The following is a 19,887-nucleotide window of genomic DNA, read 5'->3' on the forward strand; positions in this document are numbered from 1 at the left end:
CGGACGACGTCAGCCCGCGTCGAGCGCCGCGTACAGGTCGATCGCGTTGCCGTCGGGGTCGAGCAGCACCGCGTACCGCTGACCCCAGAACGCGTCCCACGGCGCGCGGTGCCCGGTGTGCCCGGCGGCGACCATCGCGGCGTACGTCGCGTCGACCCCGGCCGGCGACCCCGCGTCGAACGCGAACGCGACATGGTGGCCGCCGGTCGGCGGCACGTAGCCCGGGTCGAACGAGCGGATCGCCTCGACCGTGTCCCACGCGAGCAGCGTGCCGTCGTCGAGCCGCGCCTCGACGTGCGGGGCGTCGTCCTGCCCGTCGTCGATCGCGACCCCGAGGGACCGGTAGAAGCGGAGGGACGCGGCCATGTCACGCGTGACGATGCCGAGCAGACCGAGCGAGAGCGCCATGCGGGGAACCGTACGGCCCGGCACCGACACCGGCACTGACCGCTGGCCGGCGGACACCGCACCGCACCGCACCGCACCGCACCGCACCGCACCGCACCGCACCGCACGCGAGCCTTGCACGACGCGATCGTCAAACAGGCAAATTTGTGATTTGCTTGCTTTGTCATCCGGAAGCGCTCGCTTCCCCGAGCCCGCCCTGAGGGCCGAGCCGCAGGAGGCCGCATGGGCCGGTGGGAACGCGTCGCCGTGGCACCGGACTTCCAGGGATACACGCGTCGCGAACGCGAGGGCGGGCACTACCTGCGGTACCACCCGTCGCCGATGCCCACCGCCTACCGGACGCCCGATCCGGCGCTGGGTGAGCTGGTGACCGATGCGTCGGCGCGGGTGGCGGCGCTCGGTCAGCGACTCCGCGACCGGCCGTTGCGTCTGCTGTACGCCACGCTCCTGCGGTCCGAGTCGATCGCCTCGTCCTGGATCGAGGGCCTGCGTGACACCCCGAGGAACGTGCTCGCCGCACGACTCGACGAGGTGCACGGTCTGGGGTCGACCTCCCACGAGGTGCTCCGCAACATCGACGCCATGTCGAGCGCCGTGACGACCCTCGCCCGCTCGTCGTGGCAGCACACCGACGTCCACGCGGTGCACGACGCCCTCCTCCCGCACGACGCCCGGTCGAGCTACCGGGACGAGCAGGTGTTCATCGGTGGCCGGTCGCCCCTGACCGCGTCCTACGTCGCGCCTCCGCACGGTGACGTCACCGGACTCATGGACGACCTGCTCGGGTACGTCCGCAGCACGGGTGACCCACCCCTCGTCGCCGCAGCGCTCCTGCACGCGCAGTTCGAGACCATCCACCCGTATCCCGATGGCAACGGCCGAACGGGCAGGGCCCTGTTCCACGCGTACCTGGCACGATCCGGGCTCGTCGACCACGGCGTGCTCCCGCTGTCGCTCGTGCTGCGCGACGACACGCAGGGATACGTCGACGCGTTGACCGGGTTCCGGTCGGGATCGGCAGCCACCTCGGAGGTCGATGCCGCGCGGGGCGCGTACCTCACCTACATGCTGAACGCCGTGGTCGACGCCGCCCAGATCGCCGACGCGACGTTCGCCGGCGTCGACGACGTGCTCGCTCGGTGGGGGCCGTACGTCGGCAGGCTCCGCGCCGACTCCAGCATCCACCGGCTCCTCGACGTCCTCGTCGAGCAGCCGGTCGTCACTCCCGGATACGTCATGGACGCCCTGGGCGTCACCCGCACCACGGCGAGCAACTCCCTCGTCGAGCTGGAGCGCGTCGGCATCGTGCAGCGTGCGGGCGGTCGGTTCCGACGTCAGGTCGTCTACCAGGCCAACGACGTGCTCGCCATCCTCGACCGACACGTCCCGGGCCCCCCGACGGTCACGGTCAACCCGATGCCGCCCGTCGCGCCCGTCCGACGCTACGGCGGTGCGCGATGCGGGGCACTCCTCTCCCGCAAGGGCGTGCCGTGCACGCGGACGGCGGGACACCCCGGACCGTGCCGGGCCCCGTAGCTTCTCAAGGCGTCGGGTGCAGCGCGTCGTAGCGCCAGAACGTGCGCTGCGCGCGCACCAGCACCCACAGCAGCACGACGCACGCGACACCGCCCAGCACCGCCGCCCAGCCCTCGCCCACGCGCGTCGCGAGCGCGCCGAGCACGAGCTCGCCCAGGCGCGGCCCGCCCGCGACGACCACGACGAACACGCCCTGCAGGCGCCCGCGCATGTCGTCGGGCGTCGCGGTCTGCAGGATCGTCTGGCGGAACACCGCCGACACGGTGTCCGACGCGCCCGCGAGCGCGAGCGTCACGACCGCGAGCGCCAGCGCGACGGGCAGCACGTGGTCGGGCGTCGTGCGGCCCGCCGTCACGAGCACGAGGCCGAACGCGACGATCGACAGCCCCCACGCGGTGATCGCGACGGCGATGATGCGGCCCTGCCAGCGCACGCGCGCGAGCCCCCCCGAGAACAGCCCGGCCACGATCCCGCCCACGGCGATGGCCGCGACGAGCACGCCCGTCGTCGTTTCGCCGCCGCCCAGGTACAGCACGCCGACCGCGGGGAACAGCACGCGCGGCATCGCCGTGATCATCGCGACCAGGTCGACCAGGAACGTCATGCGCACGTTGCGCTGCGTGCCCAGGTACCGCAGGCCGTCGACCACCGACCCGAGACCGAGCCGCTCGCGGCGGTGCGCCGACGGCTCGGGCGGCACGGGCGGCAGCCGCAGCAGCGCGGTCAGCGCGAACGTGAACAGCACCGCGTCGACCGCGTACGCCCACGCGTACCCGACGCCCGCCACGAGCAGCGCTCCCGCGAGCGGCCCGACCGTGAGCGCGGTGTTCCAGCCGATGGTCTGCAGCGCGTTCGCCGCGGGCATGAGCCGCGGCTCGAGCAGCCGCGGGATGATCGCCGACCGCGCCGGGGAGTTCACGGCACCGGCCGCGGACTGCACGGCGACCAGGCCGTACAGCAGCCCGACGTGCTCGTTGCCGAGCGCGGCCTGCGTGACCAGCCCCAGCACCGCGACCCACGACACGACCGACGCGACCAGCGCGACGGTCCGGCGGTCGTAGTGGTCGACGAGCGCGCCGCCGTACAGGCCGAAGACGACGAGCGGCACGAGCGCGCAGACCCCGAGCACGCCGACCGCCAGCGTCGAGGCCGTCAGCGCGTAGACCTGCAGACCGACCGCGACGACCGTGAGCTGCGAGCCGAGGTTGGCGACCGAGAGGCCGAGCCACAGCCGCCGGAACGCCGGGCTGACGCGGACGGGGGTCAGGTCGACGAGCACGGACGGCACCCGCAGCAGCCTACGGGCGCCCGACGACGGCCGAGGTCACGCCCGCCCGGGGACCGGACGGCGGTCCGGACGGCGGTCCGGCCGCGGGACCCGACGTCAGGCCGGGCGCCACGCCTCGAGCGCCGCGAGCGCGTCCGCCACCACGACGTCGGGCGCCCCCGCGACGGGCACGGTCACGCCGTCCTCGTCGACCTGCAGCGGCTCGAGCGTCGCGAGCTGCGACTCCAGCAGGCTCGGCGGCATCCAGTGGCCCGAGCGGTGCAGCATGCGGTCGCGCAGCACGTCGGCCGGCACGTCGACCAGCACGAACCGCACCCGGCCCTGCGCCTCGCGCAGCACCGCGCGGTAGACGCGCCGCAGCGACGAGCACGCGACGACCGTCGACGTGCCCGCGGCCGCGTGCTCGCTCATCGCGTCGCGCAGGGTCCGCAGCCACGGCCACCGGTCGTCGTCCGTGAGAGGCACGCCGTCGCGCATCTTGACGACGTTCGCCTCGGGGTGGAACGCGTCCCCCTCGAGGAACGGCCGGCCGAGCCGGTCCGCGAGCGCCTGCCCGACGGTCGACTTGCCGGTCCCGGAGACGCCCATGACCACGATGTGCTCGACACCCACGGCCCTACCCTGCCATCGACCGGGCCGTGGGTGCCGGGACGTGTCAGGGACGCGTCGCGTCCGGGTTCGCGTCGTCCGCGTCCACGAGCGGCCCGTCCGACGGCTCCCACGTGCCCGCGGTCGGCGCGGACGCGTCGTCGTCGGACCCCGAGAACCGGGCCTTGGCCGTCTGCACGGCCTTGTCCTTGAGCGCCGAGCCCTGCGTGCGCGCGAACTCGGTCGCGGCCTGCTCGGCGTCCTGCACGTAGCCCTGGACGCGCGGGTCGTGCCACGTGTCCGACGCCCACGCCTTGATCTTCTCGAACTGCTGTCGTCCCGCGCGGGTGCCCAGCAGGTAGCCGACACCGGCACCGACGACGAACGCGGCCTTGCCCTTCATGGGTCCTCCTTCGCGCCGTGCCCCCACGGGCCGGCGGGTCGTGTGCGAGCGGGTGGGCGGACGACCCGGCCCACCGGCACGCACGGCCGGGCGCCGGGCCACGCCGCCGGGGCTGCGAGCGTAGGTCGGCGGTGCCGCGCCCGCTCGCCGAGCGGGCCGACCGACCCGGCGTGACACTGACGGCAGCGACGGCGCCGGGCCGTCCGACCCCGGGAGGTCGCCGTGGCCCTCGACCCCACGTCCGCCGCCGCGGACCGCACGACCGGTGCCCCGGACGGGGGCGAGCCCGCCCTGCGTCGCACGGTCGGCCGGAAGATGCTCCTCGTCTTCGTCGTCGGGGACATCCTCGGCGCCGGGATCTACGCGCTGACCGGCAAGGTCGCCGCCGAGGTGGGTGGGGCGATCTGGATCCCGTTCGTCGTGGCGTTCGGGCTCGCCGCGCTCACGGCCACGGCGTACGCCGAGCTCGTGGGGCGGTTCCCGCGTGCGGCGGGCGCAGCGGTGTACGCGCAGCGCGCGTTCGGGCGGCCGTTCGTCACGTTCCTCGTCGCGTTCGCGGTGCTCATGAGCGGCATCACGAGCGCGAGCGCCGCGGCCCGCGCGTTCGGGGGCGACTACCTCGCCGAGCTCGTCACGGTCCCGACCCTCGTCGCGGCGTGGGCGTTCGTCGTGCTCGTCGCGGTCGTCAACGCGATCGGCATCAGCGAGTCGGTGCGCGTCAACCTCGTGCTGACGGCCGTCGAGGTCACGGGGCTGGTCGTCATCCTCGTCATCGGCGTGCGCGCGTTCCTGGCCGGCGAGGGCGACCCGTCGCGCGCGATGACGCTGACGACCGACGGACCGGCGTGGATGGCCGTGCTGGGCGGCACGGCGCTCGCGTTCTACGCGCTGCTCGGGTTCGAGGACTCGGTGAACCTCGCCGAGGAGTGCCGGGGCCCGCGCCGCGACTTCCCGCGCGCGCTGTTCGGCGGCATCGCGATCACGGGCGTCATCTACCTCGCGGTCGCGTTCACGACGTCGATGCTGGTCGAGACGGACACGCTCGCCGGGTCCAGCGGACCGCTGCTCGAGGTGGTGCGCGTCGCCGGTCTGGTGTTCCCGCCGTGGCTGTTCGCGCTCATCGCGCTGGTCGCCGTGTCGAACACGGCGCTCATCAACATGATCATGGCGTCGCGCGTCGTCTACGGGATGTCCCGCGAGGGGATCGTGCCCGCGTGGCTGGGCCGCGTCGACCGGCGTCGGCGCACGCCGTGGGTCGCGATCGCGTTCACGACCGTCGTCGCGCTCACGCTCGTCAGCACGGGCGACCTGTCGGGCCTGGCCGACACGACCGTCCTGCTCCTGCTGCTGGTGTTCGCCGTGGTCAACGTGTCGGTGCTCGTGCTGCGCCGCCGCCCGCGGGACGAGGACGAGCGGGTCGAGGGTGACGCCGCCCGCGGCTTCCGGGCGCCGACGTGGGCGCCCGCGCTCGGGGCCGTCGTGTCGCTCGTGCTGGCCTCGCCGCTGACCGGCCGCGACGGCGACGTCTACGCACGCGCCGGGCTGCTGCTCGGCATCGGCGTCGTGCTGTACGTCGTCAACCGGCTGCTCGTCGGCCCCGCGCGCCAGGCCGACGCGGTCGCGGCGACCGCCCACCACGACCCCCGCTGACCTCGCGCGGGCGCCCGCTCGCCGGCGGACCGCGGTACGGCCCCACGGACAGCGGCGTGCGCGTGTCCGTCGAGCGTGGCGCCGTCCGTCGACCGGGCGGGGGCGACGCGGGGGCGTAGGTTCACCTGTGACCCTGCCGCGCCGACCGTGAGGTGACGCATGGACCTGGTGGCCGCCGGCGTGCTCGCCGTGCTCGTGATCGTGGCGGTGACGACGTTCGCCCCGCGGGTCGGCGTCGCGGCGCCCCTGCTGCTCGTGCTCGTCGGCGTGGGCGTGAGCTTCCTGCCGTTCGTGCCCGAGATCGAGATCCAGCCCGAGTGGGTGCTCGGGATCGTGCTGCCACCGCTGCTGTACTCCTCGGCCACGAACATGCCGACGATGGACTTCCGGCGCGACCTGCGCACGATCTCCGCGTTCTCGGTCGTGCTGGTGCTCGTGTCGACGGTCGCGGTCGGGTTCGCGCTCGACGCGCTGCTGCCCGACCTCGGCCTGGCCACGGCCATCGCCGTCGGCGCGATCGTCAGCCCCACCGACGCGGTCGCGACGTCGATCGTGCGCAAGGCGGGCGTGTCCCCGCGGATCGTCACGGTGCTCGAGGGCGAGTCGATGCTCAACGACGCGTCGGCCCTGGTGCTGCTGCGCTCGGCGATCGTCGCGACCGCCGGCACCGTGTCGCTGTGGGGCGTCGCGGGCGACTTCGTGTTCGCGGTCGTCGTCGCCGTGGTCGTCGGGTACGTCGTGGGGCGCCTGCACGTGTGGGCCCGCGGGCACATCACGCAGACGACGTCGAACGTCGCGATCTCGTTCGTCGTGCCGTTCGTCGCGTACCTGCCCGCCGAGCACCTGGGAGCGTCGGGCCTCGTCGCGGCCGTGACCGCGGGGCTCGTCACGGGGCACGCGGCACCGGCTGCGCTGCGGGCGCGCGACCGCGTCACCGAGCACGCCGTGTGGCGCACGGTCGAGCTGCTGCTCGAGGGCGCGGTGTTCCTCGTCATGGGGCTCGAGGTGTTCGGCCTGGTCGTCGACGTGCGGGAGGCGCACGGCAGCCTGTGGACGGCGGTCGGGCTGGGCGTGCTGGCCGCGACGATCGTCATCGTCGTGCGCTCGGCGTTCGTCGCGTGGTCGGTGTGGGAGCTGGCGCGCCGCGCCGAGCGCACGCCCGAGCTGCGCGACTGGCTCACGCTCGCGCAGGAGCGCCTGGACGACGGGCAGATGCCGCAGGCACCCCGGATCGCCGGGCGGCGTCGGCGGTTCCGCGCGGGGCGCCGGGTCGCCGCCGCCGCGATGCCCGACCCGGCGGACCGTGCGCAGGCCGTCGGACGGCGCGTGCGCCGCAAGATCGCGGACATCGACTACCTCACGGCCGAGCGGTTCGGCCCGCGCGAGGGCGTCGTGCTGGTGTGGGCGGGGATGCGGGGCGCCGTGACGCTCGCGGCCGCGCAGTCGCTGCCGTCTGACACGCCGCAGCGCTCGCTGCTCGTGCTCGTCGCGTTCGTCGTGGCGGCCGGGACGCTCGTGGTGCAGGGCGGCACGCTGCCCTGGCTGACGCGTCGGCTCGGCCTGACCGCGCGCGACGACGACGACGCCGAGCAGCTCGCCGCGCTGCGCACCGAGCTGCGGCGGGCCGCGGTGCAGCGGCTCGACGACCCGGGGCTCGCGCAGCCCGACGGCACGCCCTACCCGGGGGTGACGGTCGAGCGGGCGCGCCGCCGGCTCGCGGCGATCGACGCGGCGGTCGAGGCGGACGACGAGCAGCACGCGGCGCAGCGCACCTCCGACCAGCGGCTCATGGTCACGCTGCTGGCGGCGCAACGCGCCGAGCTGCTGCACCTGCGCGACCTGGGCACCTACCCGTCCTCGACGCTCGACCGCGCGCTCGCCGAGCTCGACGCGGTGCAGATCGGTGTCGAGCTGCGGGGCTGAGCCGCGCCTAGCATGGGCGGGTGCACCACGGTCGCAGCGGGTTGGCCCCGCTCCTCGCCGTCGGCCTCGTCATCGTGGTCGGCGTGGTGGCCCTCCTCGTCGCGGGGCCGCTGGCCGAGCGGTGGGCCCGCACCGACCGGTCGTGCGAGGACCTGGTCCCCCGCGCCGAGGTCGAGGCCGACCTCGCCGCGAAGGCCGACGCCGTCGCCGAGCTCGAAGCCCTCTCGCCCGACGTCCGCGTGGGCGTCGGCGAGCCGTGCGCCGAGCAGCCGGGCATGGCCCGCATCGAGGTCACGTACGGGCCGGGCACCCCGCTGGACGTCGTGCGGCGGAAGATCTCGACCTCCGGGTTCGACGCCCCGCTGGCACTCCTCGCCCCCTGACGTCACGCGCACCGGTCCGGTGCGACACCCGCCCGAGCCACGCGCTGCCCGGGTGAGGCTCTCGGCCGTCGACGCGGACGACATCGTGGACGACGAGCACCGTGCGACCCACCGCACGTCCCACCAGCGGCCCATGGTCAGCGCCCGGCGCGCCGCGCTGCTGCACCTGACGCAGACCTAGCATGGCGCCGTGCAGAACGGCCGGAGCCAGCGGCTCCCCCTCATCCTCATCGGCGTCATCATCATGATCGGCGCGGTGGGCTACCTCGTGGCCGCGCCGCTCATGGACCGCTGGGCCGGCGCGGACCGCTCGTGCGAGAACCTCATGCCGCGCAGCGAGGTCGAGGCCGCGCTCGCCGCGAACCCGGACGTCGCGGCGAAGCTCGAGGCCGTCTCGCCCGACGTCCGCGTCGAGGTCGTCGAGCCGTGCGCCGAGAAGCCCGGCATGGCGACCATCCGGGTCAGCTACGGGCAGGAGGCCGACCTGGAGTACCTGCGCAGCACCCTCATGGTCAGCCGGTTCGGTGACGCCCCGACGGTGCTCCGGTCCCGCTGAGGGCACGGCCGTCGGGCCGGTGAGACACCGGCCCGAGCCTCGCACGACCGGCGTTATGGTGCGGGCATGGATCCCATGAGCAGCCTCGGGTGCGCGGCGCGCCGCGGCCCCTGCGCCCGGTAGCGGGCCCTCCCCCGGCGGACGCACGGCGTCCGCGGCTCGACGGCCCGCGCTGATCGACACCACCCCCGCCGGCGGCGTCCGGCTCGATCACCCGGGACCTCTCATGACCTTCCTGTCCTCCTTCCGTGCTGCCCACCCGCGCTCGGGCCCGCTGCTCGCGCTGGGCCTCGTGCTCGTCGGCTCGTCGAGCATCCAGGTGTCGGCGGCGCTGTCGTCGTCGCTGTTCGCGACCGTCGGGACGCTCGGCGTCAGCGGTCTGCGCATGGCCGTCGCGGCGCTCGTGCTGCTGGCCCTCACGCGGCCGTCACTGCGGGGTCGTCCACCGCGCGCGTGGCGCGGCGTCGTGCTCTACGGCGTCGCGATGGCCGCGATGAACGTGCTGTTCTACGCCGCGGTGCAGCGGCTGCCGCTGGGCCTGGCGGTGACGCTCGAGTTCCTGGGGCCGCTCACGGTGGCCGCCGCGGGGGTCGCGCGGCGGCGCGAGCTCGCGCTGCCGGCCGCGGCGCTCGTGGGCGTGCTGCTGGTCGCCGGACCGGTGGGCGGCGTCGACGCGCTCGGCGTCGGGTTCGGCCTGGGCGCGGCGGTCGCGTTCGGCGCGTACACGTTCCTCGCGGGCCGTGTCGGCGACGACACCGCGGGCCTCGACGGGCTCGCGCTGTCGGTCGCCGTGGGGGCGCTCGCGCTGCTGCCGTTCTCGGTGCCGGCCGTGCCGCGCGTCGCGGCCGGCGGGTGGGGCGTGCTCGTCGTGTCGGGCCTGCTGGGCGTCGCTCTCGCGTTCTCGCTCGACTTCCTCGCGGTGCGGGTGAGCTCCACGCGCGTCGTCGGCACGCTGTTCGCGATGGACCCCGTGACGGGCGCGCTCGTCGGGGCCGCGCTGCTGGGCGACCCGCTGGGCGTGCGAGCCGTCGCCGGGATCCTGCTGGTGTCGGCGGCGGGCGCCGCGACGATCTGGGTCGCGGGGCGGGCCGCGAGCGGGGCAGCGGACGACGCCATCGACACCGCCCCCGTACCGGCCCCGCTCGGCTGAGCCGGTCCCGGGTCGCCCGTCGGTCACCGCTCCCGACGGGCGACCCGGGGCCGTCAGCGTCCGGCGAGCAGGTCCTCGACCCCGGCGCGCAGCGTCGTGCGGGCCTGCTCGACGTCGCCCAGGTAGGCGCCGACCATCGCGCCGTCGCGCAGCGTCATCCACCGTCCGCCCGCGGCCCGCGGGTCGGGGTGGCCGGTGCGCGCGAGGGCCGCCGTCGCGGTGCCCTGCAGCCACTCGCGGTGCTCCCGCACGGCGACCCGCACGGGGCTGGCGGGGTCGGGGTACTCGGCGGCGGCGTTAATGAACGCGCAGCCGCGGAAGCCGGGCCGGCACAGCTCGTCACCGATCTGCGACGTGAGCCTGCGCAGCCACGACGCGACCTCGGCGGGGTCGTCGGGCTGCTGCCCGGCGCGCGAGCGCGTGGCGTCGTCGACGGCCTGCAGGTAGGCGACGACGAGCGCCTCCTTGCCGGCGAAGTGCCGGTAGAACGTCGCGCGCGTGACCGACGCCTCGGCGACCACGCGGTCGACGCCGACCGCGCGCACCCCCTCGGCGTAGAACAGCGCGGACGCGGTGCGCAGCAGCCGGTCGCGCGCGGCCGACCTGGGCGGTCCCGGTGCCGGTGGGGTCTGCTCGGCCATGGTCGAACCGTAGGCGGCGTCGTGCGTGCTTGACATCCCGACCTCCTCGGAGTGAAGTGTACGCCGTAGGTAGAACGATCGTTCTTTCTCTTGTCTTTCTCTTGGAGGCCTCCCGCATGACCGCCGTCTACACCGCCGTCGCCACCGCCACCGGCGAGGGCCGCGAGGGCCACACCCGCACGTCCGACGGGCTGCTCGACCTCGACCTCGCGGTCCCCCGCGAGCTGGGCGGCCCGGGTGGCGGCACCAACCCCGAGCAGCTCTTCGCCGCCGGCTGGTCGGCCTGCTTCCACAGCGCGCTCAAGAGCGTCGCGCGCCGCGACAAGGTGACGTTCACCGACTCGGCCGTGACCGCCGAGATCGGCATCGGCCCGAACGGCGAGGGCGGCTTCGGTCTCGAGGCCACGCTGCACGTCGAGCTGGGCGGGATCGACCAGGCCGGTGCCGAGCGCCTCGTCGAGGCCGCGCACCAGGTCTGCCCCTACTCCAACGCGACCCGCGGCAACGTGCCGGTCACGCTCGAGGTCGTCACGGCCTGACGCGCCAACGCCCCCGTGAGAGGTCGATCCAGCTCCGTGCCGGATCGACCTCTCACCACCGGGCGGAGGACGCGCGCGACCGACCCGCGGCCCTGACGCCCGCGGGCGCGGAGCAGGGCGCCCGACCTACACTGGCCACCGGTGTGCCGGGAAGTCTGGTCGGCTGGCGCTGCGACGCGCCATCGACGTCCGGACGACCCGAGGAGCGCCGTGCGCCCCACCTCCCCTGCCTGCCCGCGCGCCACCACCACCCTCCCGGGGCGGTGAGCGGCGTGACCGAGAGCATCTACCGGACGCTGCACGACCCGCACGCCCGGCGGCGGATCGACGACTGGTGCGACGCGCGGATCTCCGCGTGGGACGTGCCCCACCGCCGCGAGCACCGCGACACCGTCGCCGGCCCGACCCACGTGCTCACGGCGGGCGACGCCGACTCATCCGTCACGACCGTGCTCGTGCCCGGTGCCAACGCCTGCGCCGCCGCGCACCTGCCCGCCCTCACGGCGTTCGCCGCGCGCGGGCAGGTCGTGGCCCCCGACGTGCCGGGCGAGCCCGGGCTCAGCTCGGGGCGTCGCGTCGAGGGGGCCCGCGTGCACCAGCTCGGCGCGTGGCTCGACGAGGTCGTCGCGCGGCTGGACCGGCCCGTCGTGCTCGTCGGGCACGCACTCGGTGCCGCCGCCGCGCTCGCGACCACGTCACCGCTCGTCGTCGGCCGCGTGCTCGTGTGCCCCGGCGGCCTGCGCCGGCCCCGGCTGCCGCCGCGCGTGCTCGCCGCCGCGGCGCGCTGGCGCGCAGCACCGCGGCCGGCCACCAGCTACCGGCTGCTCGAGCACCTGGTAGCGCCCGCGGAGCGGGTCGACCCGGAGCTCGTCGAGTGGCTCACGCTGGTGGGTCGGCACGTCCGGCCCGGCTTCGTCCCCGGGCGGCAGGCCGACCGGATCACGGACGCGCTGCGGTCGCGGCCGCCCGTGGTCGCGGCCGGCGTGCACGACCGGCTGCTGCCCCCCGCCCACGTCGCACCCGCCGCGCGGCGCCTGCTGGGGACGGACGTGGTCCCGCTCGCGTGCGGGCACCTGCCCGACGCCGCCGCGTGGGGCCACGTGGCCGCGACGGTCGACGCGCTCGTGGCACGACGGGCCTGACGCCCCGCACGGTCCCGCCCGGCGTCCGGCGCCCGGGCGGGACGGTGCGGCGGTCAGCCCAGCGGCGGCACCGCGGCGACCAGGTGCTCGACGAGACCGACACCCGCGGTGTCGTCCTCGTCGTCGTCGCCGACGTGCAGCGTGCGCCGCGCCAGCCACGCCAGCGCGGCCATCACGGCGCACGCGGCGAGCAGCACGAGACCACCTTCGCGGTGCCCCCACTCCCGGTTCTCCTCCCGTGCCGGCATGAGCACGTCGTCACTCCTCCGCGTCGGGCGCGTCGGGCGCGTCGAGCGCGCGCGTGTCGGTGCCCGGCGCGAACCGGTGGCCCGACCCCACCGCGGCGCGGGCGATCGCGATGCCGCCGACCGCCGAGGTCAGCAGCTGGAGCACCACCGCGACGGCGACCTTGGCCGCGCTCGCGACGGACGGGTCGAGCAGGACCGCCCCGACGGTGAGGCAGGCGACCCCCAGACCGCCGGCCGTCGCGACCGCCGAGATGCGCATGTAGGGGTCCTGGAGGCGTCGGAGCCCGAGCGCCGCGACCACGAACACCGCGGCACCGAGCAGCACCAGCACCTGACCGACCAGGTCCGCGGCGCTCACCGGTGGCCCCCCGTCAGCGCGCGGGCCAGCGAGACCGCCGCGAGGAACGCCACGAGGGTCGCGACGATCACGAGGTCGAACGTGCCCGCACGGGCCAGCCGCGTCCCGACGAGCGCGACCAGCCCGATGAGGCTGAACGTCAGCAGGTCGGCCGCGACGACGCGGTCGGCGGGCGTCGGACCGGCGACGACCCGCCACGCGGCCACGAGGAACGCCACGGCGAGGCCCGCGACGGCGATGTCGATGACGATCACGGTCGTCCTCCCAGGGTCAGGCCGCGCACGAGCCGGTCGTCGAGGTCGCGCAGGTCGGCGACGGCGGTGGCCTCGTCGCGGTGGTACATCGAGTGCACGAGCACGGCACGCGTGCCGCCGGGCTGCTCGACGACGCCGAGCACGAGCGTGCCGGGGGTGAGCGTCACGAGGACGCCGAGCGCCGTGACGTGGTGGTCGCCGGCGTCGGCCAGGTCGAGCCGGACGACGCGGGGCGTGCTGCGCCGGCCGGAGACCAGGACGTCGGCGAGCACGGCCGCGGACGAGAGGACGACCTGCCCGGCGAACCACAGCAGGAACGCCGCGGCACGGACCGGGAGGGTGAGGGCGCGGAGGATCACGGCAGCACCGCCTCGACGTAGCCGGACGTGTCGAGCAGACCGTCGGCCGCAGTCGACGTGAGACAGAGCAGCCCCTGCGCACCCAGGCCCAGCACGACGGTGACGCCCGCGAGCGCGACCGCGGGCGCCGCCAGGGCGGCCCGGGTGCGGCGCGTCCGCGTCGTCGTCAGCGTCGCGACGCCGCCGCCGTCGCCCGTGCCGTCGGCGGGAAGGTCGCCGCCGTCCGGGCCACCGGGGTCGTCGGCCCGGCCCGCGGCGCCCGTGAGCGTCGGGGCGAAGACCTTGCCCCAGATCTTCAGCATCGACAGCAGCGTGACGAGGCTGACGACGAGCGCGAGCGCGACGACGACCAGCTGGTCGGCCCGCACCGCGGCGAGGACCAGCGTGAGCTTGGCGACGAAGCCGGAGAACGGCGGCAGCCCGGCCAGGGACAGCGCGGCGACGCCGAACGCCGCCGCGAGCACGGGCTCGCGGCGCACCCGGCCCGCGAGGTCGTCGAGCTCGTCGGTGCCGTACCGCTCCTCGATCGCGCCGGCGGACAGGAAGAGCGACGCCTTCACGACCATGTGGTGCAGCAGGTAGAAGATCCCGGCCGTGAGCCCGGCGTGGGTGAACAGCGCGACGCCCAGCAGGATGTAGCCGATCTGGCTGACCATGTGGAACGCGAGGATCGCGCGCATGCGGCCCTCGCCGGCCGCGCCGAGGACGCCGACGACCATGGTCGCGGTGAACAGCACGAGCCCGATCCACAGCCACCGCTGGTCGCCGTCGAACACGACGGCGTAGACGCGGTAGATCGCGTAGATCGCGACCTTGGTGTGCAGGCCGGAGAACAGGGCCGTCACCGCGGGGGACGTGCTCGGGTAGGTGCGCGCGAGCCACCCGTGCACGGGCACGACCGCGGCCTTCATCGACAGCGCCGCGAGGCACAGCCCGGCCGCCGCCGCGACCGTCGGCGACTCGGTGGCCGCCCCGGCGAGCTCCGCGAGGTTCACGGTGCCGGCCGTGCCGTAGACCAGCGCGACGCCCGCGAGGAACACGGTCGAGACGAACAGGTTGAACGCGACGTACAGCCGCGACCCGACCACGGACCGTTCGGTGCCGCGGCGACGCCGCGCGAGCACGAGCAGCCCGTACGACGGCAGCAGCATGACCTCGACGAACACGAACAGGTTGAACAGGTCACCCGTGACCAGCGCGCCGTTGACGCCCGCCAGCAGCACCAGGACGAGCGGCCCGAACAGCGGCAGCCGGCCCGGGCCGGACGCGACCGCGAACGCGGTGCACGCGAGCGTCAGCAGGCCCGCGACCGTGAGCATGAGCGCGGCGAACGCGTCGACGACCACGGGGATCGCGATGCCGCCGGGCCAGCCGCCGACCTGGTGGGCCAGCACCTCGCCGCCGCGCGTGGCCGCGACGAGCGCGACGCCCGCGGCGACGTCGGCGACCAGGAGCGCGAGCGTCACGGCCACGACCCGCGCCGGGCGGGCGCGCAGCAGCAGGACGACGCCCGCGCCGAGCAGCGGGACGGCGACGAGCAGGGGCAGGAGGTGGTCGCTCACGTCGGGCTCCCGTCGTCGTCCGGCCCGGCCACGTCGCGCGCGGTGCCCGTGACGGCCAGGACGAGCAGGTAGATGGTGATGGCGAACGCGATGACGATCGCGGTCAGCACGAACGCCTGCGGCAGGGGGTCGGCCGTCACGGCGGGGTCGGGGCCCTGCCCGAGCGGCTCGCCGCGGCGACCGGTGCCGCCGGCGGAGAAGAGGAGCAGGTTGACGCCGTGCCCGAGCAGCACGAAGCCGAGCACGACGCGCAGCGCGTCGCGCTGCAGCAGCAGGTGGACGGCTCCCGCGACGAGGAGCCCGACGGTCAGGGCGAGGATCATCGGCGGGCTCCGCTCTGCTCGGCCGGGGTGCGGGTGGCGGGTGCGGCGGCGTCTCGCGCCGCGCGCGCCCGGCGGGCGTCGGCGCGCCGGTCGGAGGCGGGCGACAGCCCGAGCCGGACGACCGCGGCCAGCAGCACGCCGAGCACCGCGAGGTACACCCCGACGTCGAAGACGAGCGCGGTCGTCACCTTGAGCCCGAGCACGTCGAGGTGCAGCGGGCGCAGGAACGAGCCCTCGGCGAGGCCGAGCAGCCCCGTGCCGACCGCGACGACGACGCCCCAGCCGGCGATCGTCAGGTACGGACGCTCGACGCGCGGCACCTCGTCGGTCGCGGCCGACAGGTACGCGAGCACGAGGGCCGCGGCCCCCAGCAGCGCCGCGATGAACCCGCCCCCGGGGGCGTCGTGCCCGCGCAGCAGCAGGAGCACCGACCCGACCAGCATGAGCGGGACGAGGTACCGGTCGAGCACGCCGAGGAAGACGGCGTTGGGCCCGGCCGGCACGAGCGGCGTGCGGGCGAGCGGCACCGACCGCCGGTCGACCGCGCGGCGCGCGTCGAGCAGCGCGGTGATCGCGACGGCCCCGACGGCCAGCACGACGAGCTCGCCGAGCGTGTCCAGCGCGCGGAAGTCCACGAGGATCGTGTTGACCACGTTGGTGCCGCCCGTGAGGTCCTCGGCCCGGCGCAGGTAGAACTCCCCGGCGCCAGACAGGGGCCGGTGCCCGGTGAGCGCGAGCGTCGCGACCGTGGCGGCGGCGCCCGCGGCGAGCGCGACGACGGCCGTCACGACCTGGCGCCGCGCGCGCACCGGACGGAACGTGCCGGACATGCGGCGCAGCACCAGCACCATGACGACGACCGTGAGGATCTCGACGAGCAGCTGGGTCATGGCCACGTCGGACGCACCGAGCACGACGAACCACAGCACGACCCCGAAGCCGGCGACGCCCGTCGCGATCACGGCCGTCAGCCGCTGCCGCGCGCGCACGACCCCGACGACGCCGGCTGCGACGCCGACCAGCAGCGCGACCTCGCCCGGCGTGACCGGGCCGACGTCCGGCAGCCCGGACCACAGGCGGGTCAGGCCCAGGGTGCTCGCACCGACGAGGACCACCGGCACGGCCAGGTGCGTCGCCGGGACGTCCGACCGCGTGATGTCGCCGACCCGGCGACCTCCGGCGATGACCCCGTCGACCGCGCGCTGCACCACGGCGGTGCCGTCGACGGGGAACAGCCGACGCCCGACCAGCAGCGCGTCGACGCGGCGGCGCGCGAGCGTGAGCCCGACGCCGCCGAGCACCGCGGCGACCGACAGCAGCAGCGCGGGCGTCACGCCGTGCCAGAGCGTCAGGGACGGGACCTGGTCGACGTCGACGCCGCCGACCACCGCCGCCGCGGGCGCGACGAGCGCGTCGAGCGTCCCCGGGAGGACGCCGGCGACGAGCCCGCCGAGCGCGGTCACGGTGATCGCCGTCGTCATCGCGGGGTCGGCGCGGCGCACGGGCGGCGTGGGAGCGGGTCCGGGCAGGGTCGTGACGACCATGCGCAGGCTGTACGCGACCGTGAGCGCGGCGCCGACGGTGACGACGGCGACCGTTCCCCAGCCGAGCACGGCGCCCGGCTCGGCCGTGACGAACGCGTCGAGCACGAGCTCCTTGCTGACGAACCCGACCGCGGGCGCGACGCCGGCCATGCTCACGACAGCGAGCACGAGCATCGCGGCGGTCCACGGCATGGCGCGCGCGAGGCCGCGCAGCTCGCGCAGGTCGCGGGTCCCCGTGCGCTTCTCGATCACCCCGACCGTCATGAAGGCGGCGGACTTGAACAGCGCGTGCGCGACGACGTGCAGGCAGGCCGCGAGCAGCGCCCCCGGCGTGCCGACGCCGATCACCGCCACGAGCAGCCCGAGCTGGCTGACGGTCGAGTACGCGAGCAGCTCCTTGAGGTCGGTGCGCTGCAGCGCGAACACCGCCCCCACGACGGCGGTCGCGACGCCGACGACCACGAGGGTGCCCGACCACAGGGGCGACGCCGACGCGGCGGGCGCGAGCACGAGCAGCAGGTAGATGCCCGCCTTCACCATCGCGGCCGCGTGCAGGTACGCGCTGACGGGTGCGGGCGCGACCATCGCGTCGGGCAGCCACGCGTGGAACGGCAGCTGCGCCGCCTTCGTCATGGCCGCGAGCGCGACGAGCACGGCGACCGCTCCGGCGAACGCCGGGTCCTGACCCCAGACGGGCGACGCGAGCGCGGCGGTCAGCTCGGTGGTGCCGGTGCGGACGACCACGAGCGCGACGGCCCCGAGCAGCGCGAGCCCGCCGAGCGCCGTGACGAGCAGCGTGCGCGTCGCGGGGGGCCCGGCGGCGGGCCCGGACACGAGGATCAGCAGGTAGGAGCACAGCGTCGTGAGCTCCCACGCGACGAACAGCACGACGAGGTCGTCGGCGAGCACGAGCGTGAGCATCGCGGCGGCGAACGCCGTCATGAGCACGAAGAAGCCGACGGGCCGCGGCGAGCGCACGTACCCGGCGCTGTAGACCATGACGACGGCGCCGACGAGCAGCACGAGCAGCGCGAACAGGAAGCCGAGGCCGTCGAGCCGCAGCCGCAGCGCGACGTCGACCGCGGGGATCCACGGGACGGACGCGGTGACGTCGCCCGAGGTCGCGCGCACCTGGACGAGCGCGGCCGCGAGCGCGGCGAGCCCGGCGGCGACGACCCAGCCCGTGCGGGGGCCGAGGAGGCGTGCGAGGACGGGGGTGATCGCGACCAGCGCCCAGGCGCCGGCCACGAGGACCACGAGGCTCACGGCGTCGTGCGGTGCAGGAACGGCTCGTGGAGGGCGGCCGCAGGCATGGCGGCAGGAAGGTCAGGACTCACGGCAGGCTCCGGGCGGGTCGACGACGGGACTCGCCGACCAGACTTCCCGGCACACCGCCGTCCACCGTACGGGACGGGAGAGCGGCCCGCGCGGGCAGATCCTGACGGAACCCTGACGCCCGACCTCCGCGTCGGGGCGACCCGCCGACGGCGCCGCGCCCTACGCTCGACCGGCTGGCCGGGCCGGGCGCGGAACCGGACGGCACCACCCCCGCACCCGAACGAGGTCTGGCGACATGGTCGAGCCGTTGCGCGCACTCGCCGGGCACCGCCGCCCGCGGCCCGCCCCACGGCGGGTGCGGCTCGCGACGCGACGCCCGGGGCTCGTGGTCGTCGCGGCGTTCGCCGCCGGCGTCGGGCTCGGGACGCTGCTGCTCGCGCTGCCGGTCGCGCACCGCGGCCCCGGGTCCGTCGGCCTGCTCGAGGCGCTCTTCACGGCGACGTCGGCGCTGTGCGTCACGGGCCTCGCGGTCGTCGACACCGCGACGGCGTGGTCGCCGTTCGGTCAGGTGGTGATCCTCGCGCTCATCCAGGTGGGCGGGTTCGGCATCATGACGCTCGCGTCGCTGCTCGGGCTGGTGATCTCGCGCCGGCTCGGCCTGAGCTCACGCATGGTCGCCGCGGCCGAGACGAAGAGCCTGGGCCTGGGCGACGTCCGCACGGTGCTGATCGGGGTCGCGCGGATCAGCGTGGCCGTCGAGGCGTCGATCGCCGCCGTGCTGACCCTGCGCTTCGCGACGACCTACCACCACCCGTGGGGCGAGAGCCTCTGGCTGGGCGTGTTCCACGCGGTCTCGGCGTTCAACAACGCCGGGTTCGCGCTGTTCAGCGACAACCTGGTCGGTTTCGCGACGGACCCGTGGGTGTGCCTGCCGCTGTGCCTCGCGGTGATCGTCGGCGGGCTCGGGTTCCCGGTGCTGCTCGAGCTGCTGCGGCACCGGCGCCGCACACGACGCTGGAGCGTGCACACCCGGCTCACGCTCGCGATGACGGCGCTGCTGCTGGTCGGCGGGACGCTGTTCGTCACCGCCGCCGAGTGGCGCAACCCGGGGACGCTCGGCGCGCTCGACGCGCCGGGGCGTCTGCTGGCGGGGTTCGTCCAGGGCGTGATGCCCCGCACCGCGGGGTTCAACTCCGTCGACACCGGCGCGATGAACACGGGCACGCTCCTGGGCACGGACGTGCTGATGTTCATCGGTGGCGGCAGCGCGGGTACCGCGGGCGGCATCAAGGTCGGCACGTTCGCGGTGCTGCTCGTCGCGATCGTCGCCGAGCTGCGCGGCGACCCCGACGCGGTCCTGTTCGACCGCCGGCTGCCCGCGGGTGCGGTGCGGCAGGCGCTGGCCGTCGCGCTGCTGAGCGTGGCCGTGGTCGTGCTGGCGACGGTGACGCTGTCGATGACGACCGACCACGACCTCGACGCCGTGCTGTTCGAGGTGGTGTCGGCGTTCGCGACGGTCGGGCTGTCGACGGGCATCACGCCCGACCTCGCCCCCGGCCACCAGCTCGTGCTCGTGGTGCTGATGTTCGCGGGCCGCGTCGGCCCCGTCACGTTGGCGTCCGCGCTGGTGCTGCGGGAGCGGCGCCGCCTGTTCCGGCACCCCGAGGGACGCCCGCTGATCGGCTGACGCACGGCCGGTAGGGTCGACCACCGGCCGCGCCGCTCCGCGAGCCCGCCCCCTCGCCCTCGCGCAC

Annotated in this window: 22 protein-coding genes; 10 read left to right on the plus strand and 12 right to left on the minus strand. The window is 75.4% G+C overall.

The annotated features are described in order from the left end of the window. Positions 1-9: 9 nt before the first annotated feature. Entirely contained in the window at positions 10-408 is a 399-nt protein-coding gene (locus tag ATM99_RS00350; RefSeq protein ID WP_062100969.1) for a VOC family protein, read from the minus strand. Between the two features lie 222 nt (positions 409-630). Between ATM99_RS00350 and ATM99_RS00355 the strand changes: the two genes are divergently transcribed. Further along, positions 631-1,944, plus strand: coding sequence for a Fic family protein (locus tag ATM99_RS00355; protein WP_062100970.1), 1,314 nt, complete (start codon positions 631-633; stop codon positions 1,942-1,944). A gap of 4 nt (positions 1,945-1,948) precedes the next feature. On the opposite strand, the gene ATM99_RS00360 is transcribed toward ATM99_RS00355, so the two are convergent. From ATM99_RS00360 to ATM99_RS00370, 3 genes are all read right to left on the minus strand, one after another. Then, positions 1,949-3,232 carry an MFS transporter gene (locus tag ATM99_RS00360; protein ID WP_062100971.1) on the minus strand — a complete coding sequence of 428 codons (1,284 nt, stop codon included), beginning with the start codon at positions 3,230-3,232 and terminating at the stop codon, positions 1,949-1,951. A gap of 96 nt (positions 3,233-3,328) precedes the next feature. Next, positions 3,329-3,844 (minus strand): gluconokinase, encoded by a 516-nt coding sequence (locus ATM99_RS00365; RefSeq protein ID WP_082131489.1) that lies wholly within the window; start codon positions 3,842-3,844, stop codon positions 3,329-3,331. Positions 3,845-3,887: 43 nt separating this feature from the next. Continuing rightward, entirely contained in the window at positions 3,888-4,223 is a 336-nt protein-coding gene (locus ATM99_RS00370) for a YtxH domain-containing protein (protein WP_062100972.1), read from the minus strand. 222 nt (positions 4,224-4,445) lie between these two features. Here ATM99_RS00370 and ATM99_RS00375 point away from each other — a divergent pair, with 222 nt between their 5' ends. The 6 genes from ATM99_RS00375 (at position 4,446) to ATM99_RS00395 (ending at position 9,885) form a co-directional block, all read left to right on the plus strand. Further along, positions 4,446-5,873, plus strand: a complete 1,428-nt coding sequence (locus ATM99_RS00375; protein ID WP_062100973.1) for an APC family permease — start codon at positions 4,446-4,448, stop codon at positions 5,871-5,873. Positions 5,874-6,032: 159 nt separating this feature from the next. Beyond that, positions 6,033-7,796, plus strand: a complete 1,764-nt coding sequence (locus tag ATM99_RS00380) for a sodium:proton antiporter (RefSeq protein ID WP_062100974.1) — start codon at positions 6,033-6,035, stop codon at positions 7,794-7,796. Positions 7,797-7,816: 20 nt separating this feature from the next. Beyond that, positions 7,817-8,179, plus strand: a complete 363-nt coding sequence (locus ATM99_RS00385; RefSeq protein WP_062100975.1) for a hypothetical protein — start codon at positions 7,817-7,819, stop codon at positions 8,177-8,179. A 52-nt stretch (positions 8,180-8,231) separates the two neighbouring features. Further along, entirely contained in the window at positions 8,232-8,360 is a 129-nt protein-coding gene (locus tag ATM99_RS19795) for a hypothetical protein (protein ID WP_255356759.1), read from the plus strand. 9 nt (positions 8,361-8,369) lie between these two features. Then, positions 8,370-8,735, plus strand: a complete 366-nt coding sequence (locus ATM99_RS00390; protein ID WP_062100976.1) for a hypothetical protein — start codon at positions 8,370-8,372, stop codon at positions 8,733-8,735. Between the two features lie 226 nt (positions 8,736-8,961). Beyond that, positions 8,962-9,885, plus strand: a complete 924-nt coding sequence (locus ATM99_RS00395; protein ID WP_062100977.1) for a DMT family transporter — start codon at positions 8,962-8,964, stop codon at positions 9,883-9,885. Between the two features lie 53 nt (positions 9,886-9,938). On the opposite strand, the gene ATM99_RS00400 is transcribed toward ATM99_RS00395, so the two are convergent. Beyond that, entirely contained in the window at positions 9,939-10,526 is a 588-nt protein-coding gene (locus ATM99_RS00400; RefSeq protein WP_062100978.1) for a TetR/AcrR family transcriptional regulator, read from the minus strand. A gap of 116 nt (positions 10,527-10,642) precedes the next feature. Here ATM99_RS00400 and ATM99_RS00405 point away from each other — a divergent pair, with 116 nt between their 5' ends. Together ATM99_RS00405 and ATM99_RS00410 are read left to right on the plus strand one after the other, a co-directional pair. After that, positions 10,643-11,065, plus strand: coding sequence for an organic hydroperoxide resistance protein (locus ATM99_RS00405; protein WP_062100979.1), 423 nt, complete (start codon positions 10,643-10,645; stop codon positions 11,063-11,065). Positions 11,066-11,337: 272 nt separating this feature from the next. Beyond that, a complete protein-coding gene (locus ATM99_RS00410) occupies positions 11,338-12,207 on the plus strand; it encodes an alpha/beta fold hydrolase (protein WP_062100980.1) in 870 nt (289 codons plus the stop codon). Between the two features lie 53 nt (positions 12,208-12,260). On the opposite strand, the gene ATM99_RS00415 is transcribed toward ATM99_RS00410, so the two are convergent. The 7 genes from ATM99_RS00415 to mbhE are packed head-to-tail and all read right to left on the minus strand — an operon-like array spanning position 12,261 to position 18,121. Then, on the minus strand, positions 12,261-12,455 hold the full coding sequence (locus ATM99_RS00415; protein ID WP_223304733.1) for a hypothetical protein: 195 nt from the start codon (positions 12,453-12,455) through the stop codon (positions 12,261-12,263). Between the two features lie 10 nt (positions 12,456-12,465). Further along, positions 12,466-12,813, minus strand: coding sequence for a monovalent cation/H(+) antiporter subunit G (locus ATM99_RS00420; protein ID WP_062100982.1), 348 nt, complete (start codon positions 12,811-12,813; stop codon positions 12,466-12,468). After that, positions 12,810-13,067 carry a monovalent cation/H+ antiporter complex subunit F gene (locus ATM99_RS00425; protein WP_062100983.1) on the minus strand — a complete coding sequence of 86 codons (258 nt, stop codon included), beginning with the start codon at positions 13,065-13,067 and terminating at the stop codon, positions 12,810-12,812. Before ATM99_RS00425 ends, ATM99_RS00420 begins: the two co-directional genes overlap by 4 nt. Further along, entirely contained in the window at positions 13,064-13,426 is a 363-nt protein-coding gene (locus ATM99_RS00430; protein WP_062100984.1) for a Na+/H+ antiporter subunit E, read from the minus strand. The genes ATM99_RS00425 and ATM99_RS00430 overlap by 4 nt, the downstream gene beginning before the upstream one ends. After that, positions 13,423-14,988, minus strand: coding sequence for a monovalent cation/H+ antiporter subunit D family protein (locus ATM99_RS00435; protein WP_062100985.1), 1,566 nt, complete (start codon positions 14,986-14,988; stop codon positions 13,423-13,425). The genes ATM99_RS00430 and ATM99_RS00435 overlap by 4 nt, the downstream gene beginning before the upstream one ends. Then, positions 14,985-15,311, minus strand: a complete 327-nt coding sequence (locus tag ATM99_RS00440; protein WP_062100986.1) for a sodium:proton antiporter — start codon at positions 15,309-15,311, stop codon at positions 14,985-14,987. The genes ATM99_RS00435 and ATM99_RS00440 overlap by 4 nt, the downstream gene beginning before the upstream one ends. Continuing rightward, positions 15,308-18,121 carry a hydrogen gas-evolving membrane-bound hydrogenase subunit E gene (gene mbhE, locus ATM99_RS00445; RefSeq protein WP_062100987.1) on the minus strand — a complete coding sequence of 938 codons (2,814 nt, stop codon included), beginning with the start codon at positions 18,119-18,121 and terminating at the stop codon, positions 15,308-15,310. The genes ATM99_RS00440 and mbhE overlap by 4 nt, the downstream gene beginning before the upstream one ends. Positions 18,122-18,428: 307 nt before the next feature. Between mbhE and ATM99_RS00450 the strand changes: the two genes are divergently transcribed. Then, positions 18,429-19,820 (plus strand): TrkH family potassium uptake protein, encoded by a 1,392-nt coding sequence (locus tag ATM99_RS00450; RefSeq protein WP_082659091.1) that lies wholly within the window; start codon positions 18,429-18,431, stop codon positions 19,818-19,820. The last annotated feature ends 67 nt before the right edge of the window (positions 19,821-19,887 follow it).

This window comes from Cellulomonas sp. B6 (assembly GCF_001462455.1).
Lineage (GTDB): Bacteria > Actinomycetota > Actinomycetes > Actinomycetales > Cellulomonadaceae > Cellulomonas.